The following is a 16903-nucleotide window of genomic DNA, read 5'->3' as shown; positions in this document are numbered from 1 at the left end:
GCACGTCGATTCAGCACGTCGATGACGCCCGACCGGCCGGGCGCCGATCGGGGCAGAGCATACAGTCGATGACAACTCCTGTTGTCGGGTGTTCGACCGGGCGCGTACCCTACGGAAGTGCGCCGTACGGATCACACTCCTACCCCCGCTACCCCCAGGCTCGAACCGAACGATCTCGTCGCCTTCGCCGACCGTGCCGTCGAGGACCTGGCCCATTACCTGGCCGGCCTCGACTTCGGACCCGGCGCCAGGGCGGCGGGCGGTACCGCACCGGCGGAGCCGGCCGGGCCGGGGCAGTCCCCGGGCCAGGTGGCCGCGCCGGAACCGGCCGGCGCACTCGCTCGCCTGCACGCGCTGGCCCAGCTGCGGCAGGCCGTCGAGCGGCGTGCCGACCTGGAGGCCCAGGCGGCCGCGCACGCCGGCGCCGGCTATCCCCAACTGGGGACCGCCTGGGGTATGAGCCGACAAGGTGCCCGACGCAGGTGGCCAGGGCTGGCCCCCGGCGCCCGCACAACGACACCCGTCCCCGCCACCCCCACGATCCGGAGAACCGCCGTGCACGCTCTCGTTCCCGCCCGCCCCTACAACGTGCTGCTGATCGAGGACGACCCCGCCGACGCCCTGCTGGTCGAGGAGGCGCTCATCGAGCGCCAGATGACCCGCACCGTGCACCGCGTCGAGGACGGCGTGGCCGCGCTGGAATACCTGCGCGACACGGCCAACGCCCGCCCGGACCTCATCGTCCTGGACCTCAACATGCCGCGGATGAGCGGCCGCGAGCTGCTGACCATCCTCAAGGACGACGCGGACCTCAGCGTCATCCCGGTGGTCGTCCTCACCACCTCCGGCGCGCCCGACGACATCCACAACGCCTACGCGCAGCACGCCAACGCGTACGTGACCAAGCCGGTCAACCTGGACGACTTCATCCAGTCGGTGCACAGCATCGACACGTTCTTCCTCGACACCGCGCAGCCGCTGCCGGCCGACGAGTGACCGGCGGGCCGGCGGCGGGCTGCGGCCCGGCGGCGGCCCACCCGCCGCACCGCGCACCGGACCGGCCGAACCGCCGTGCCGGGACGCGGTGTTGACGTTTCCCGTCCCGCTGCCGCCTGTCCTTATATATGTGATCGCTGTGCCGCCCTCCCGCCGGCGCCGGCGGGCAGCCCGGGCCAGCCGATCGGCACCGCGGCGACGGCCACCGCCGCGGGCGGGGACACCGGTGGACATGGCGGGCCCGGGCGGCGGCCCGTCGTGCGCGCGCCGGTCCCGTGACGTCACCGGGACCGCGGGAGCCGCCGGGATCGCGAGACCCGCCGAGGTCCGCGAGAGCCCCGAGGTCCGCGAGAGCCGCCGGCCGCCGCGCGTGCGTGCGTGCGTGACATGGCTGTCTTCGGCGCGGTACTCGGCCTCGTCCGCCGGCCGCCGCGCGTGCGTGACGTCGTTCACAACGGTGCCGGAACCGGCCGCGGCGGGTCCGAGCCCGACTGCGGCGGCTCGAAACAGGTCTGGGAATGATTTGGCAACGGTTTTAATCTCGCCAAGTCAGGCGCATTTGACCGTAAATCATGCGACTTGTCCAAATCCCGGCTCGTGGATCATATGCAGAATTGCTTGTTACGTTGTGGGCCGCACCCGACCGCTGACGCCTTCGTCAGCCCCTCCTCACAGATCCAGGAAGCCCCTCCCGGGCTCGATGTCCACAGGAAGTGGCCGTGACAGAGACACCGAGTGTTCCGCCAGGCCGTGCGTCGTCACGCCGGCGCGCCCCTGCGCAGGACACCTCCGCCGCCTCGGGGGGGCGGGCCGCGGCGCGCAAGAACCGCAGGCGCAAGCACAAGGGCCTGAAGATCACCGCGATGGTGGTCGGGTTCGTGGTGGTCATCGGCGGCGTCGGCGTTGCGTACGCGTACAACAAGCTCAACGGCAACATCCACTCGGACGACCTGTACTCGGGCACCGGCGCCGGAGCCGGCCACGAGAAGGCGGACGCGTTCGGCCGCACGCCGATCAACATCCTGATGATCGGATCGGACTCGCGGACCAACGCCGCCGACTGCAAGCTCGGCGGCGCCTGCACCCCCGGCGGCGGCGCGCGGGCCGACGTGGAGATGGTGGTCCACATCTCCGCCGACCGGTCCAACGCCACCGTGATGAGCATCCCGCGCGACCTGGAGACCGCCCTCCCGGCCTGCACGGACAACGACAACCACACCAGCACCCCGGCGCGCACCGACATGATCAACTCGGCGCTCAACTGGGGCCCGGGATGCAGCGTCGCGGCCGTCCACCAGCTGACCGGGATACCCATCGACCACTTCATGATGGTCGACTTCTCCGGCGTGGTGAACATGGCCGACGCGGTCGGCGGCGTGCAGGTCTGCGTCAGCGACAACGTCTACGACCCGTACTCGCACCTGAAGCTGTCGAAGGGCAGCCACACCCTCACCGGTGACGCCGCCCTGGAGTTCCTGCGCACCCGGCACGGCTTCGGCGACGGCACCGACACCGGCCGTACCGTGGCGCAGCACCTGTACCTGTCCAGCCTGATCAGCAAGCTGAAGAGCGCCGGCACCCTGACCAACCCCAGCGCGATCTGGAGCCTGGCCAACGCCGCCACCAAGTCGCTGACGGTCGACACCGGTCTGAACAGCATCTCGAAGATGATCAGCCTGGCGGGCGACGTCAACAAGGTCCCCGCCAACCGCATCACGTTCGCCACCATGCAGACCGGCCAGGACCCGGCCCCCGGCATGGGCGGCCGGCTGGTCGTCGGCCCCGGCGCGCAGACGCTGTTCCAGACCGTCTCCGACGACCAGTCGCTGACCACCGCCAGCGGCAAGAAGTCGACGGCCGCCTCGTCCGCCACCGCGATCCCCACCGGCAACATCGCCGTGCAGGTGCAGAACGGCACGACGATCCCGGGCCGGGCCGGCGCGATCGCCCAGGCGCTGATCGCCAAGGGCTACAGCCAGCAGACCGCCGGCGGCAACGGCGGCAGCGCCGCGACGACCCTGCTGACCTACCCGGCCAGCCAGAAGGCGCAGGCCAAGGCGGTCGCCGGCACGCTGGGCCTGCCGTCCTCGGCGCTCAAGCAGGGCACCGGCAGCCAGATCACGCTGCTGATCGGCAACGACTGGCCCACCGGCAACACCTTCCCCGGCGGCAAGGGCAAGCCGGCGCCGGCCGACACCGCCCAGGCCCTCGGCGGCGCCAGCGTGCAGAACGGCGGCGACAACAAGGGCTGCGCCCAGGTCAGCCACTTCAGCACCATCGGCGCGACCGGGGCCGGCCAGGTCACCACCGCCACGACCCCGTACGGCATGACGCCGGTCCACGCGTACGAGATCAGCCCCAACGTGAAGAACTCCGCGCCGTGAGCACCCTGAGCCGTCCGGCGGCCTGACCGCGGTACACGGAACCTGATGGCGGCACGGCAAAGGCGCGGCACCCTCACCGGGTGCCGCGCCTTCCGCGTCGCCGGGCCTCCGTACGGGCGGCGGGTCCCGTACGGCCCCCGGGCGGGGCGCCGCCGTGGGACGACCGCCCGGGGCGAACGTGCCGGGGCCGTCAGCCGTTCAGGACGCCGTCGCGCAGCGTGCCCCAGTGCAGCGAGTCGCGGATGCCGTCGGCGACGGTGAACCTCGGCCGCCAGTCCAGCAGTTCGCGGGCCCGGTCGCCGCTGGTGAACGCGCCGGCCACGTCGCCGGGGCGGGGGCCGGTGTCGACGGAGGTGATCGGGACGTCGGCGACCGAGTTGAACGCCGCGACCAGTTCGCGCACGGTGGTGCCGGTGCCGGTGCCGAGGTTGATGACGGTGGAGGACGGCGCGTCGGGGCTGTCGGGCAGCACCGCGTCGAACCGGGTGAGGGCGGCGACGTGCGCCGCGGCCAGGTCCCACACGTGGACGTAGTCGCGGATGCCGGAGCCGTCCCGGGTCGGGTAGTCGGTGCCGGTGACCCGGAACGGCACGCCTTCCTCCTGGGCGCTCATCATCATGCCCAGCGCGTGGCTGGGGCGGCGCAGCTGCAGGCCGGTGCGCATCTTCGGGTCGGCGCCGATCGGGTTGAAGTACCGCAGCGACAGGATGCGGATGGGCCGGCCGGCCGCGATGTCGGCGAACATGCCCTCGCAGACCGCCTTGGTGCGCGCGTACGGGCTCTGCGGCGCCAGCGGGGAGTCCTCGGTGACGGTGAAGTCCTCGGGCGTGGAGTAGATCGAGGCCGACGAGCTGAAGATCATCCGGCCGCAGCCGTTGCGCAGCAGGTGCTCGGTGAACTCCAGGCTCGCCGCCACGTTGGCCCGGTAGTACCCGACCGGGTCGGCCACCGAGTCCGGTACGACGATCAGCGCGGCGCAGTGCACCACGGCGTCGATGTCGGGGTGGTCGGCGAAGACCCGGTCGACCAGCGCGCCGTCGGCGATGTCGCCCTCGTAGAAGTCCCGGCCGGCGGTGAACTCGCGCCGCCCGGTGACGAGGTTGTCCAGGATGACCGGATGGATGCCCTCGTCCAGACAGGCCGAAGCGACCGTGCTGCCGATGTAGCCGGCGCCCCCGGCGATCAGAACCTTCATGGTGCGTACCCCTCAGCCTGCCGGCGTGTCGTGCGTCCGCCGGTCGTCGGCATCGGACCCTACCAGCGTGAATACCGCGCCCCTGGGAGGGTGTACGCCGCGGGGGCGGCCCGCCGCGCGGACCGCCCCCGGGGTTCACGCGGGGTTCAGCAGGTGGGCACCCCGGGCAGCCACGCCTGCGGGACGTTGATGAAGATGTTGGAGATGTAGCCGCCGTAGGCCGGCAGGTAGGACCAGCCGTCGTTGGTGATGCCGTCGTAGGTGATGCTCTGGCCGTGCACCTGGCACTGGACGGCCACCGTGGTCGGACCGGCCAGCACGGCGACCACGCCGGAGGTGGAGTTCGCCTGGCCGTGGATGTTCACGCCGGTGCCCCAGGTCGGGAAGTTCTTGGTGCCCGCGCCGCCGCCGGAGGTCCAGTTGTACGTCACGGTGACCCAGCCGTTGTCGTTCAGGCCGACGTTGTAGAACGTGCCGTCGGCCAGGTCGATGCCGGCCGGGTTGGACACGCTGCGGCCGAACTGGTCCTGGCCGCCGTTGTACCCGCTCTGGTAGGCCGCCTCCGCCTCGGGCATGCCCTGGGCGAGGCCGGTCCACGACTGGCGGGTGCCGGCCGGGTTCCAGTAGTCGTCGGTGGTGTTCCACGGGCCGACGTCCCACACCGGCGCGGTCTCGCAGCGGGCCGGGCCGCAGACGGTCACCGAGTACGCCGAGCTGCCGTTGGGCGACAGCGCGCGGTCCGAGGGCAGCGCCACGAAGTGGTCGTTGGTCTGGATGACGTGGCCGTTGGCGGTGGTGCCGCCGACCAGGCCCTCGCGGGTGGCGTACACCTGGTAGCTCTCGGCGGCGGCCGGCCGGACGGCGCCGGCGGCGGCCGCGACCGGGGTGGTGTCGGCGGTCAGCCGCAGGCCGCGGACCCGGACGGCCGCGGCGTGCGACCACAGGTCGACGCGGGCCTGCACCGCGTCGACGACCCGCGGCAGGACCGCGCTGCCGGCGGCGTTCACCGCGCGCCACTCGGTCCACGCGCCGCTGCCGTCCCGGCCGCGCACGTCGACGGTGACCCGGGTGGACGCCGGGGTGGTGGCCGTCAGCGCGACCCGCACCCGGTTGACCGGGTGGCCGACGGCGTGGGCCGGGTAGACCTGGGAGCCGTAGCCCTGGTCGGGCCGCTCACCGGCCGGCGAGAAGCCGGCGGACCGCACCTGGAGGGCACCGGCCGCGTAGCGCACGTTGACGGCGCTGCTGCCGCCGTGCCCCAGCGCGACGGTCCAGCTGACCGGGGCGGAGGTGGAGGCGCCGGGGGCGGCCTTCGCGGGGGCGGTTGTCGCCGGGGCGGCCTGCGCGGGGGCGATCGTCGCCGGGGCCGGGCGTGCGGTGGCCTGCTCCGCGGTCGCCTGGGAGGCTCCGGCGGTCGTCAGCGCGGCCACCGCCAGCGCGGCGACCGCGCCGACCCGCTTGCGAAGACCCGTCCGTCTGGTACGCATGGCTGCTGGCCCTTCTCGCCCCGCCGGCGGGGGGCGCGACGGCACGATGTCGTAGGTTCGGAAACGCGCTCGTCACCCTAGCCACGCTGTCGCGTACACGACAGGCAATCCGGGGAGGGCGGTCCGGCAGCTCCGGACGGGGGCGAGGGGGGAACCGGTGTGCGGTCAACAGGGTTTGCACCGGGGGTGGTTGACAAAAGTGATACGGCGTCAGTGATGTGAGCGGCCGGCGTCAGCGCGGATTGACCTCGGCGGCGCGACCCGTTGACATCAGCGATGCGGCCGGTCAACGACGCGCCCCCTCAACGACGCGGCCGGTCAACGCCGTTCCGCAGCTGGACGCCTACGGTCCGACGTCCACACCTCCCCGTCGGCGGCCCCCCGGCATCCGTACGACAACCGCACCTACGACAACCGCACCGGCAGCGACTCCACGCCGTAGACGATCGAGGACTTGCGGAAGATCAGCTCCTGCGGGGGCACGGCCAGCCGCATGCCGGGGAAGCGGTGGACCAGGGCCGGGTAGGCCGCGCGCAGTTCCATCCGGGCCAGCTGGGCGCCGATGCAGCGGTGCAGTCCGTGGCCGAAGGCGAGGTGCGAGGTGGCGGCGCGGTGGGAGTCGATGACGTCCATCCCGGGGCCGAGCACGCTGTCGCGGTCGGCGGCGCTCAGGGAGGTGACGACCACGTCGCCCTTGCCGATCGGCACGCCGCCGATCACCACGTCCTGGCGGGCGAACCGGGGGAAGGCGACCTGGACGACGGTCAGGTGCCGCAGCAGTTCCTCGACGAAGTCGGAGACCGCCGCCTCGCCGCCGTCCGCGACGCGGCCGAACGCGACCGGGTCCTGGAGCAGGACCAGCCCGCCCAGCGCGATCATGCTGGCGGTGGTCTCGAAACCGCCGGTCAGCACGCCGTCGGCGAGACCGGCCAGCTCCTCGTCCTCGATCTCGTCGCCGTGCTCCTTGATGATCTGGCCGATCAGGCCGTCACCGGGGTCGGTCCGCTGGCGGCGGACCACCTCCAGCAGGTACTCCAGCGACTTCGATATGGAGCCGAACGACGCGCCCGCCCCGCCGAACAGGTCGAAACGGGCCATGCTCAGGTGCTGGAACTCCTCGCGGTCCCCGTAGGGCACGCCGAGCAGTTCGCATATGACGAGCGAGGGTATGGGGAGCGCGAACTCCGCGACCAGGTCGACCGGCCGGCCGCCCGCCGCGGCCGCCTCCATGGCGTCCAGCCGCTCGCGCACGATCGACTCGATGCCGGGCGTCAGCCGCGCCAGGCGCCGCATGGTGAACTCGGGCGTCAGCAGCTTGCGCAGCCGGGTGTGCACCGGCGGGTCGGCGAACCCCAGGCCGCCGGGGTTGCGGCTGTCCTCGGTGCCGGCCCGCCCCATGATGTTGGAGAAGTCGTTGCTGAACGCCTTGGCGTCGCCCAGCACCTGCTTGACCGGTTCGTACCCGGTCACCAGCCACACGTTGACGCCGAACGGCAGCACGAGTTTGCTGACCGGCGCCTCCTCGCGCAGCTTGCCCAGTTCCGGCACGGGGTCCAGCCCGTCGCGCCGCAGCGGCATCAGAGCCGCCGACGGGAACAACGCCAGTTCGGACAGGTCAAGGCCCTTGGCCTTCGCCAGATACCGGCGGCCCATCCACGACGCGACCCGCGAACCAAGACTCCGCATCACCACGACAACACCCCCTCGTTCGGGCTGCATGCTAGTCAACGGACCAGTGCCGCCAGGCGGTGGGTCGGTTTCGGCTGCGTCAACACACCTCGTCGCGCCGCACCCGTTCGGGGCGCTGCACCCATGCCCTTGACCGAACGGTACGTCGCCGGACGGCCTCAGCGCACAGTACGGCGACGGCGGTCGCGGGGCCGGGCGGCGAACCGGCCGCGCCAGGCGTCCCGCCCCCGCGCGCCGCGGGTCAGCGGCCGGCAGCACAGGCCGATCGCCAGTGCGACCAGATGCCCTATGTCGGTGAAGGTGTGGAACAGCACCACCCGCCCGCCCAGGTAGCCCAGCGCCACGACCAGGTAGACCTCGCGCCACGGCGGCCGGAACCGGTACGCCAGCACCCCGGCCACGCCCGCCAGCCCGTAGCTGACGCCGATGTCGAGGGTGTACTGCATGCGCCGCCCGTCCACCCCGGACAGGATCGCCAGCCACACCACCGCCTCGCTCAGCAGCGTGGCCCCCACGTGCGCCAGCACCACCACCGCCAGCCACCGCCCGGTACCCAGCCAGCGCTCCACCGGCGCGTGGATCAGCGTGAACAGCACCACGAACACCCCCAGCGCCGACGCCTGCGTCCACAGCGCGCTCAGCACCAGCACGTGCAGGGGGTGGTGGGCCAGCTGGAACAGGTTCGTGCTGTCCACGTGCAGCACGACCCGGCGCAGCCGCGGCGGCAGTTGCTGGAACTGCAACGCGGTGACCGCGAGCAGCAGCAGCCAGATGTACGTGCCCGGCGCCGACGCCACCCAGCGGCGCACCCACCGTCCGGCCCGCACCGCGCTCTCCCAGCAGGGCGATCTCACCTGCGCAGTCCACCACACGGCCCGCGGCCCCGCGCGGTCCAGCGCGACACCTGGCCGACACACGGCACCGGCGGCGTGAACCGCTTCCTACGGGGGTCGGGAGAGCTGGGCCGACCGGCGGTACGAACCGGTCATATCTCCTCCGCCACGGCCCGAATGTCACCGTTCCGCCGGTTCTCCGTCACAGGAGATCAACAAACGCGTTCCCGTGACGCGGAGTGTCGTTCCCAGGGCACAGGGTGACCAGGTGACACCCGCTGTTCACTTGGGAGGTGCGAAGATGGCTGACCGGACACTCTGGTCCTACGCGGACATCGCGGCCCACATCGGAGTGCGGACGGAGACGGTCCGCTCCTACCGCAAACACGGACTGCTGCCACCTCCGGACGCCGTCGAAGGAGGCAGACCCTTCTGGTACGCCGACACCGTTCGCCGATGGAGCGCGCAGCGACCGGGCAACCGGCCCCGCGACCCGCGGCGCTGACCCCCCGTGGCCGCGCTCGGCGAAGGCCCTCGGTGCGGTGGGCGACGAGGCGTTCGAGGTCGGCGGAGCGCCAGCACCTTCGTGGCAGGCCGCTCCCGCACCGGCGCCCGCGCGGCGGACCGCCGACCCGGCTACCGACGACACCGATCCGATGATCGTTCCGCCGCACAGGGCACACCCCGCCGACGCGCCGCACCGGCCGGCCGTCCGGCCCGCCCGTGCTCCCACCGGTCCGACGCAGCCCCGCACTCCCGCGGCGACGGCGTCGGGTCGGCCGACGACTCGACCGGCTCCCGGATCGCCCCGGTAGGACTGCGGGCCCGCTGAACGGCCGGCACGTGCGACAACGGCACCCGTATCGCCAGCACGGCCACCACCGCCGACAGGACGGCGCTGCGCGGCTCGGGAGCGATGGGTGGCGGGGGCGGGGGTTCCGGGGGTGGGGGTGAGGTGGCTGGCGGTGAGGTGGCTGGCGGTGGGGGTGAGGTGGCTGGCGGTGTGGCCGGGTGCGGGGCCGCGGGGGTGCGCGGGGCCGCGGGGAATCGCGAGGCCGCGGGGGTGCGCGACAGCGCGGTGGCTCCGGAGGGTGCGGTGGGTCGCGGTGCCCCGGCCGCACGCAGCGGTGCTGTGGCGGGCGCCAGCGGGCCTGCGGCGCCGGCGCCGGTCCGCGCGGCGCGTTCGGCGCGGCGGCGGGCGACGTACTGCGCGAGGCCACCGAGCGCTCCGACGGCGAAGGAGACGCCCAGGCCGACCGCGATGGCGGAGAAGGCGTTGCCGGTGGCCCGGCCGCCGAGGTAGCCGAGGCCGACGGAGTAGGTGGCCCAGAACGCCTCGGCGATGCCCGCGCCGATCAGGTAGCGCCGCGCGGGGTAGCCGGTGACGCCGGCCGCGACCCCGCCGAGCAGGCGCCCGCTGGGCAGGAAACGGCAGGCGATGACGAACGGGACCCCGTGGCGTTCTATGCGCGTCGCGGCCCACTCCAGCAGCCGGCGGCGCCGCTCGCTGCGGTAGAACCGGCCGATCACCGGACCGCGCAGCGCCCGGCCGCCGCGGTGGATGACCATGTCGCCGACGAGCGCCGAACCGGCCACCACCAGCAGCACCAGCCCCAGGTCCAGCTGCCCGTGCGCCGCCAGCACTCCCCCGGTGACCAGCAGCGCCGAGTTCGGGATGAGCGGGGGCATCGTGGTCAGGGCCAGCAGTCCGTAGGCCCACAGCGTGTTGCCCGCCATGTGCCGTGCCAGCTCTGAGGTGAAGTCCAGCGAGTCCAGTACGCCCACAATGACCTGAACGCCGGACTCGTCACCGCCATTCCCCCGCGACCGCGCTCCGGCCGGGCCGCGCCACCGCTCCCGCCACCCGGGCGGCAGGACGGCCGGGCGCCCGCGGGCCGGACCGCCCACCTCTCGCCACGCCCTCCCGGAGCACATACCCCCAGGGGGTACGGTGGACCCGTAACGACACCGCGTGAGGAGCACACCATGACCGCCCAGGACACCGCCACCACCGCCGTCTACACCGTCACCGGCATGACCTGCGGCCACTGCGAGAAGGCCGTCGGCGAGGAGATCTCGGCGCTGCCCGGCGTCACCTCGGTGACCGCCGACGCCAAGGCCGGGCAGGTCAGCGTCGTCTCGGCGGCACCGCTGTCCGACGACGCGGTGCGCGCCGCGGTCGACGAGGCCGGCTACGAACTGACCGGCCGCGCCTGACCCGCCCGGCACCCGTTCCACAGCCGTCCGGCGCCCGCCTTGCACCCGTTCAGCACCCGTCCGACACCTGGGCGGGGCCCGTGCGGGCGGCGCTCAGCGCCCGAGCAGTTCGCCACCGTTGCACTGAAGGATCTCGCCCGTGATGAACCCGGCGTCCGGGGAGGCCAGGAAGACCACGGCCGCGGCCACGTCCGACGGCCGGCCCACCCGGCCGACCAGCGTGCGCCCCGCCCGCCGGGTCAGCTCCGCCTCGTCCAGCCGCGCGCCGAAGAACCCGGTGCCGGCCACCGTGCCCGGCGCCACGATGTTGCAGGTCACGCCCTGCGGCCCGAGCTGCGCGGCCAGCGAGTGGTTCCACGCGTGCAGCGCCGCCTTCGCCGCGCCGTACGACCCGCCGCCGCGCAACGCCGCCAGCGACGTCACCGTCACCACCCGCCCGCCGTCCGGCGCGAGCCGGTCCCGCACCGACTCGGTCAGCAGCACGGCGGTCAGCACGTTGCGTTCGAAATCGCCCCGCCAGCGGGCCAGCACGCCGTGCGGCCCGGCTGCGGGGGCCAGCTCGCGGCTGCCCGCGCTGTTGACCAGCACGTCGATCCGGGCCGGCAGCCGTTCCAGCGCCGCCTGGACCTGGTCGGGGTCGGCCAGGTCGCAGGCGAGCGCGCTGACCCGGCCGCCGTTGCGCGCGCCCAGCTCGGCCGCCGCGCCCCGCAGGACCTCCTCGCGCCGGCCGACGATCACCACCTCGTCCCCGGCGGCCGCGAACCGTTCCGCGACCGACCGCCCTATCCCCGTTCCGCCCCCGGTGACCACGACGGTCCGCACCGCCGCCCCGTCCCACGGCCGCGCGATGGCGGCCTCCAGGACCGCGGCACGCGCTCCGGGGCCGGCGTCGCGCCCCGCACCGGGTTGCACCGCGACAGCCTCGGGTGCGGTGGGTGCGATGGGTTCCGGGGGCGCGGTGGGTGCTGGGGGCGCGGTGGTCCGCGCCGGGGGTGCGGCGGGTTCCGGGGGTGCCGTGGATTCCGGGGGTGCGGTGGCGGTCCGCGCCGGGGGTGCTGGGGGTGCGGTCCGCGCCAGGGGTGCGGTGGCGGTCCCGGCGGCCGGGCCCGGCACCGCGGCGCGCGCGCCCGCCGCTCCGGCCACGGCCGTGCCGCTCGCCACGTCGTCCGTATCGATCTGCGCCATGTACTCCGACCGCCCCAACACCCGCTCCCGGACTGAGCGTTCAACGCTACGCGATGGGTCCGGCACGCCCCGCGCAGGGGGCAGACGAGCGGGCGGCCGCGGTCACCTCGGGCATCCGGCGGGTTCCGTACCGCTTTCGCCGCATTCGCCCCCTGGAAGATGTGACCCAGATCACAGTCTTCACAACGTAACCATATGAGGGGGTCGTTGGTCTAACCCTGCGATCACCAGCTTCCCGGCGGATCTGGTGACGACGATGGACAGCCCGTCTTGGGGGCGGGGTGTCCGCGTAGCCGGGGCGAAGTATCGGAGAGCTTTGAGCGGCCCTCCCGGTAGATTTCGTCCCGGCATGGCGCGACCGACGGTAACCCGTCGTTGCGCTCTGAGACGCCCGGTACGGACCCGTGGGGGGATCCGCTTCCGGGACCAGGGCGCCCCGTGCCGGACCCGTGGGGGGATCCGGCCCGGGGCGCTCGTTTGACCACCGACTTCCCGGTCGGACCCGTGGGGGGATCCGTTTTCGGGACCAGGGCGCCCTGCGCCGGACCCGTGGGGGGATCCGGCTCAGGGCGCTCGCTCAACCACTGACATCCCGGTCGGACCCGTGGGGGGATCCGTATTCGGGACCAGGGCGCCCTGCGCCGGACCCGTGGGGGGATCCGGTCCAGGGCGCTCGCTCTTTCACCGCAGTACTGCTCAAGCCGCTCATGCCCCCGACTCCGCGATTCACACCCGGCAATTTCGCGCCGTCCTCCGGCGGGCAGGCCGGCGCCGAGGACTTGGTCGCCTACCGCCCGGACGCCGGCCCCGGGCATCGTGTCGTCATCCCCGGCAGACACGCCGACGACACGCCCGAGGCTGCCGCCGCCCGGCTGCGCACCGGTTTTCCACGGCTCCCGGACGCACGAACGGCCGCCTCCTCGCGGGGGCGGCCGTCACACGTTCACACTGCTCACCGGGTACGCCGCACGCGCGCCCGGTCCGCACCCGGTGGTGGCCGCCGCGAACGGCACGGCACGCCACCCGGGCGGGCGGTGGGTCAGCGGCTCTCGACCGGCACGTAGTCGCGCAGGTCGACACCGGTGTAGATCTGCCGCGGACGGCCGATGCGCGAACCCGGCTCCTTGATCATCTCGTGCCACTGCGCGATCCAGCCGGGGAGCCGGCCGAGCGCGAACAGCACGGTGAACATCTCCGTCGGGAAGCCCATCGCCCGGTAGATCAGACCGGTGTAGAAGTCCACGTTCGGGTAGAGCTTGCGGCTCACGAAGTAGTCGTCGCTGAGCGCGTGCTCCTCGAGCTTCAGGGCGATGTCCAGCAGCTCGTCGGACTTGCCCAGCGCGGACAGCACGTCGTGCGCGGCGGCCTTGATGATCTTGGCGCGCGGATCGAAGTTCTTGTAGACCCGGTGGCCGAAGCCCATCAGCTTGACGCCGTCCTCCTTGTCCTTCACCTTGCGGATGAAGGAGTCGACGTCGCCACCGTCCGCCTTGATGCCTTCCAGCATCTCCAGCACGGCCTGGTTCGCACCGCCGTGCAGGGGACCCCACAGGGCGTTGATGCCGGCCGAGATCGAGGCGAACATGTTCGCCTGCGACGAGCCCACCAGGCGGACCGTGGAGGTCGAACAGTTCTGCTCGTGGTCGGCGTGCAGGATCAGCAGCTTGTCCAGCGCGCTGACCACGACGGGGTCCAGGTCGTAGTCCTGGGCCGGCACGGAGAAGGTCATCCGCAGGAAGTTCTCGACGTACCCGAGGTCGTTGCGCGGGTAGACGAACGGGTGGCCGACCGACTTCTTGTAGGCGTACGCCGCGATCGTCGGCAGCTTGGCCAGCAGCCGGATCGTCGACAGGTCGCGCTGTTCCGCGTCGAACGGGTTGTGGCTGTCCTGGTAGAACGTCGACAGCGCGCTGACCACCGACGACAGCATCGCCATCGGGTGGGCGTCACGGGGGAAGCCGTCGTAGAACCGCTTGACGTCCTCGTGCAGCAGCGTGTGCCGCGTGATCTCGCTCTTGAACGTACTCAGCTCGTCAACGGTGGGCAGTTCCCCGTTGATGAGCAGGTACGCCGTCTCAATGAACGACCCTCGTTCGGCGAGCTGCTCGATGGGGTAGCCGCGGTAGCGGAGAATCCCCTCCTCGCCGTCGAGGTACGTGACCGCAGACTTGTAAGCCGCGGTGTTCCCGTATCCGCTGTCCAGGGTGACGAGCCCGGTCTGGGCCCTCAGCTTCCCGATGTCGAAGCCCTTGTCACCGACAGTGCTGTCGACCACCGGGTAGCTGAATTCGCTGTCCCCGAACCGCAGTACTACAGAGTTGTCGCTCACGTCATCCCTCACCGACGTTGTGCCTCTTCTTCGAGGTGCCCTGACTGCTTCTACCATCCCCCATTTGCCACACGTACGTGCACCCGGGGTCATTACTGCGGCCCATTAATGGCACGCAGTGCCTATCTTCCCCCTACGAGCCCCTCTTGCACACCTCGGCCGCCACCACTCAGTCGGTGGTCGAGTGCGGTGAACCTCCGCCCGGCCGACACCGTCCGCACTGCCTGCCCCAGAGCGCGACGTGACCCGACCAGCACCACGAGCCGTTTCGCGCGTGTTACAGCGGTGTAGAGCAGGTTCCGCTGGAGCATCATCCAGGCGCCGGTGGTGACGGGTATCACTACCGCCGGGTACTCACTGCCCTGCGATCGGTGGATCGTGACGGCGTAGGCGTGGGTCAGCTCGTCCAGCTCGTCGAAGTCGTACCCCACCTCCTCGTCCTCATCGGTGCGCACCGTCAGCCGCTGCTCCTCCACGCTCAGCTCGGTCACCACGCCGACCGTGCCGTTGAAAACCCCGTTGGCCCCCTTCTCGTAGTTGTTCCGGATCTGGGTGACCTTGTCGCCGACCCGGAAGACCCGACCGCCGAACCGGCGCTCCGGCACGTCGGGGCGTGCCGGGGTGACCGCCTGTTGCAGCAGGCCGTTCAGCGCACCGGCGCCGGCCGGGCCGCGGTGCATCGGGGTGAGCACCTGGACGTCCCGGCGCGGGTCCAGCCCGAACCTGGCCGGAATCCGCCGGGCCACCACGTCCACCGTCAGCCGCCCGGCCTCCTCGGTGTCCTCCTCCGCGAAGAGGAAGAAGTCCGGCAGCCCCTGCGTGACCGGCGGCAGTCCGGAGTTGATCCGGTGCGCGTTGGTCACCACGCCCGACTGCTGGGCCTGCCGGAAGATCCGGGTCAGCCGCACCGACGGCACCGGGCTGCCCTCCGCCAGCAGGTCCCGCAGCACCTCCCCCGCGCCCACGCTCGGCAGCTGGTCCACGTCGCCCACGAACAGCAGGTGGGCTCCCGGCGCCACCGCCTTGACCAGCTTGTTGGCGAGTATGAGGTCCAGCATGGACGCCTCGTCGACCACCACGAGGTCGGCGTCCAGCGGCCGGTCCCGGTCGTAGGCCGCGTCGCCGCCCGGCCGCAGCTCCAGCAGCCGGTGGACCGTCGAGGCCTCGGCACCGGTCAGCTCCGCCAGCCGCTTGGCCGCCCGGCCGGTCGGCGCCGCCAGCACCACCTTGGCGCCCTTGGCCCGCGCCAGCGTCACCACCGACTTCACGGTGAACGACTTGCCGCACCCCGGTCCACCGGTCAGCACCGCCACCTTCTCGGTGAGCGCCAGCCGGACGGCGTCGCGCTGCTCCGGGGCCAGATCCGCGCCGGTGCGGCCCGCCAGCCACCGCAGCGCCCGGTCCCAGTCGACGTCGCGGAAGGCCGGCATCCGGTCCTCCTGGCCGCGCAGCAACCGCAGCACCTGCCCCGACAGCGAGATCTCCGCCCGGTGGAACGGCACCAGGTAGACCGCGGTCAGCGGGTCGCCGCCCTGCGGGTCCGGCACCGCCTCGCGGACCACGCCCTCCTCCCCCACCAGGTCCGCCAGGCAGTCGATGACCAGTCCGGTGTCGACCTGGAGGAGCTTGACGGCGTCGGCGATCAGCCGCTCCTGGGGCAGGAAGCAGTTCCCGCTGTCGGTGGCCTGGGACAGCGCGTACTGGAGGCCGGCCTTGGCACGGTCCGGGCTGTCGTGCGGTATGCCGACGGCCTGGGCGATCCGGTCGGCGGTGAGGAAGCCGATACCCCACACGTCGGCGGCCAGCCGGTAGGGCTCGTTGCGGACGACGGAGATCGACGCGTCGCCGTACTCCTTGTAGATGCGCACCGCGATGGAGGTGGACACCCCCACGCCCTGGAGGAAGACCATCACCTCCTTGATCGCCTTCTGCTCCTCCCACGCCGCGATGATCTTCTTCGTGCGCTTCGGCCCGAGCCCGGGGACGTCGATCAGCCGCTCGGGTCTGTGCTCGATGACGTCCAGGGTGTCCGTACCGAAGTGCTCCACGATGCGGTCGGCGATCCGCGGTCCGACCCCCTTGATCAGGCCGGAGCCGAGATAGCGCCGGATGCCCTGGATGGTGGCCGGCAGGATCGTCCGGTAGTTCTCCACGGTGAACTGCTTGCCGTACTGCGGATGCGAGCCCCAGCGCCCCTCCATCCGCAGCGACTCCCCCGGCTGCGCGCCCAGCAGCGCGCCGACCACGGTGAGCAGGTCCCCGGCGCCCCGGCCGGTGTCGACCCGGGCCACGGTGTAGCCGTTGTCCTCGTTGGCGTAGGTGATCCGCTCCAGCACGCCCTCCAGCACGGCGAACCTCGGCGCTTCCCCCGGGGCACGTGTCCCCACCTGCGCGGCACTCATGGCGTGCCCCCTTTCCCGCTCCCACGACCTTTTACGGCTTCGCGACTTCCGCGACTTCCTGCGACTTCCGCGACGCCTTCGGCACAACGCTCCCCGGACCGTGTGGATCACGGCTTCGAGGTGATCCGACGTTACCTCTGCGGACCGACAGCCGTGCAGGCCTGTGGATAACTCTCCGGGCGGGGG

The 16903-nt window shown here is 72.4% G+C and carries 12 protein-coding genes; 4 read left to right on the top strand and 8 right to left on the bottom strand.

What is annotated here, in order from left to right; translation table 11 throughout:
* Positions 1-117 precede the first annotated feature (117 nt).
* Both POF43_RS19445 and POF43_RS19440 read left to right on the top strand, forming a co-directional pair.
* Positions 118-996, top strand: a complete 879-nt coding sequence (locus POF43_RS19445) for a response regulator (RefSeq protein WP_271313398.1) — start codon at positions 118-120, stop codon at positions 994-996.
* A 719-nt stretch (positions 997-1715) separates the two neighbouring features.
* On the top strand, positions 1716-3380 hold the full coding sequence (locus POF43_RS19440) for an LCP family protein (RefSeq protein ID WP_271313399.1): 1665 nt from the start codon (positions 1716-1718) through the stop codon (positions 3378-3380).
* Between the two features lie 190 nt (positions 3381-3570).
* Here the strand turns inward: POF43_RS19440 and galE are convergent, their stop codons facing one another.
* The 4 genes from galE to POF43_RS19420 form a co-directional block, all read right to left on the bottom strand.
* A complete protein-coding gene (gene galE, locus POF43_RS19435; RefSeq protein WP_271325006.1) occupies positions 3571-4575 on the bottom strand; it encodes a UDP-glucose 4-epimerase GalE in 1005 nt (334 codons plus the stop codon).
* A gap of 146 nt (positions 4576-4721) precedes the next feature.
* Positions 4722-6062, bottom strand: a complete 1341-nt coding sequence (locus POF43_RS19430) for a DUF8814 domain-containing protein (RefSeq protein WP_282704667.1) — start codon at positions 6060-6062, stop codon at positions 4722-4724.
* A 405-nt stretch (positions 6063-6467) separates the two neighbouring features.
* Positions 6468-7781, bottom strand: coding sequence for a cytochrome P450 (locus tag POF43_RS19425; protein WP_271318039.1), 1314 nt, complete (start codon positions 7779-7781; stop codon positions 6468-6470).
* A gap of 128 nt (positions 7782-7909) precedes the next feature.
* On the bottom strand, positions 7910-8605 hold the full coding sequence (locus tag POF43_RS19420) for a rhomboid-like protein (RefSeq protein ID WP_271325474.1): 696 nt from the start codon (positions 8603-8605) through the stop codon (positions 7910-7912).
* 280 nt (positions 8606-8885) lie between these two features.
* On the opposite strand from POF43_RS19420, the gene POF43_RS19415 reads away from it, so the two are divergent.
* A complete protein-coding gene (locus POF43_RS19415) occupies positions 8886-9089 on the top strand; it encodes a MerR family transcriptional regulator (protein WP_271325475.1) in 204 nt (67 codons plus the stop codon).
* Positions 9090-9220: 131 nt separating this feature from the next.
* On the opposite strand, the gene POF43_RS19410 is transcribed toward POF43_RS19415, so the two are convergent.
* Positions 9221-10369 carry a DedA family protein gene (locus POF43_RS19410; RefSeq protein WP_282704666.1) on the bottom strand — a complete coding sequence of 383 codons (1149 nt, stop codon included), beginning with the start codon at positions 10367-10369 and terminating at the stop codon, positions 9221-9223.
* A gap of 201 nt (positions 10370-10570) precedes the next feature.
* Between POF43_RS19410 and POF43_RS19405 the strand changes: the two genes are divergently transcribed.
* Positions 10571-10801, top strand: coding sequence for a heavy-metal-associated domain-containing protein (locus tag POF43_RS19405; protein WP_271318443.1), 231 nt, complete (start codon positions 10571-10573; stop codon positions 10799-10801).
* Between the two features lie 93 nt (positions 10802-10894).
* Here the strand turns inward: POF43_RS19405 and POF43_RS19400 are convergent, their stop codons facing one another.
* The 3 genes from POF43_RS19400 to recD2 all read right to left on the bottom strand — a co-directional run bounded on the left by POF43_RS19400 (position 10895) and on the right by recD2 (position 16717).
* Entirely contained in the window at positions 10895-11650 is a 756-nt protein-coding gene (locus tag POF43_RS19400; RefSeq protein ID WP_282704679.1) for an SDR family NAD(P)-dependent oxidoreductase, read from the bottom strand.
* A gap of 1375 nt (positions 11651-13025) precedes the next feature.
* Positions 13026-14315: a citrate synthase gene (locus tag POF43_RS19395; RefSeq protein ID WP_271317276.1), complete on the bottom strand. Its 1290-nt coding sequence runs from the start codon at positions 14313-14315 to the stop codon at positions 13026-13028.
* A gap of 122 nt (positions 14316-14437) precedes the next feature.
* Positions 14438-16717, bottom strand: a complete 2280-nt coding sequence (recD2, locus tag POF43_RS19390; RefSeq protein WP_271317277.1) for an SF1B family DNA helicase RecD2 — start codon at positions 16715-16717, stop codon at positions 14438-14440.
* Positions 16718-16903: the final 186 nt, after the last annotated feature.

Source organism: Streptantibioticus silvisoli, from assembly GCF_027947535.2.
In the GTDB taxonomy this organism is placed as follows: Bacteria; Actinomycetota; Actinomycetes; order Streptomycetales; family Streptomycetaceae; genus Streptantibioticus_C; species Streptantibioticus_C silvisoli.
This window is presented reverse-complemented; position numbering and strand designations above follow the sequence as displayed.

Coding starts and splice junctions, on each gene's coding strand:
- recD2 (WP_271317277.1), bottom strand. CDS start 16,717: ATGAGTGCCGCGCAGGTGGGGACACGTGCCCCGGGGGAAGCGCCGAGG.
- POF43_RS19405 (WP_271318443.1), top strand. CDS start 10,571: ATGACCGCCCAGGACACCGCCACCACCGCCGTCTACACCGTCACCGGC.
- galE (WP_271325006.1), bottom strand. CDS start 4,575: ATGAAGGTTCTGATCGCCGGGGGCGCCGGCTACATCGGCAGCACGGTC.
- POF43_RS19415 (WP_271325475.1), top strand. CDS start 8,886: ATGGCTGACCGGACACTCTGGTCCTACGCGGACATCGCGGCCCACATC.
- POF43_RS19425 (WP_271318039.1), bottom strand. CDS start 7,781: ATGCAGCCCGAACGAGGGGGTGTTGTCGTGGTGATGCGGAGTCTTGGT.
- POF43_RS19430 (WP_282704667.1), bottom strand. CDS start 6,062: ATGCGTACCAGACGGACGGGTCTTCGCAAGCGGGTCGGCGCGGTCGCC.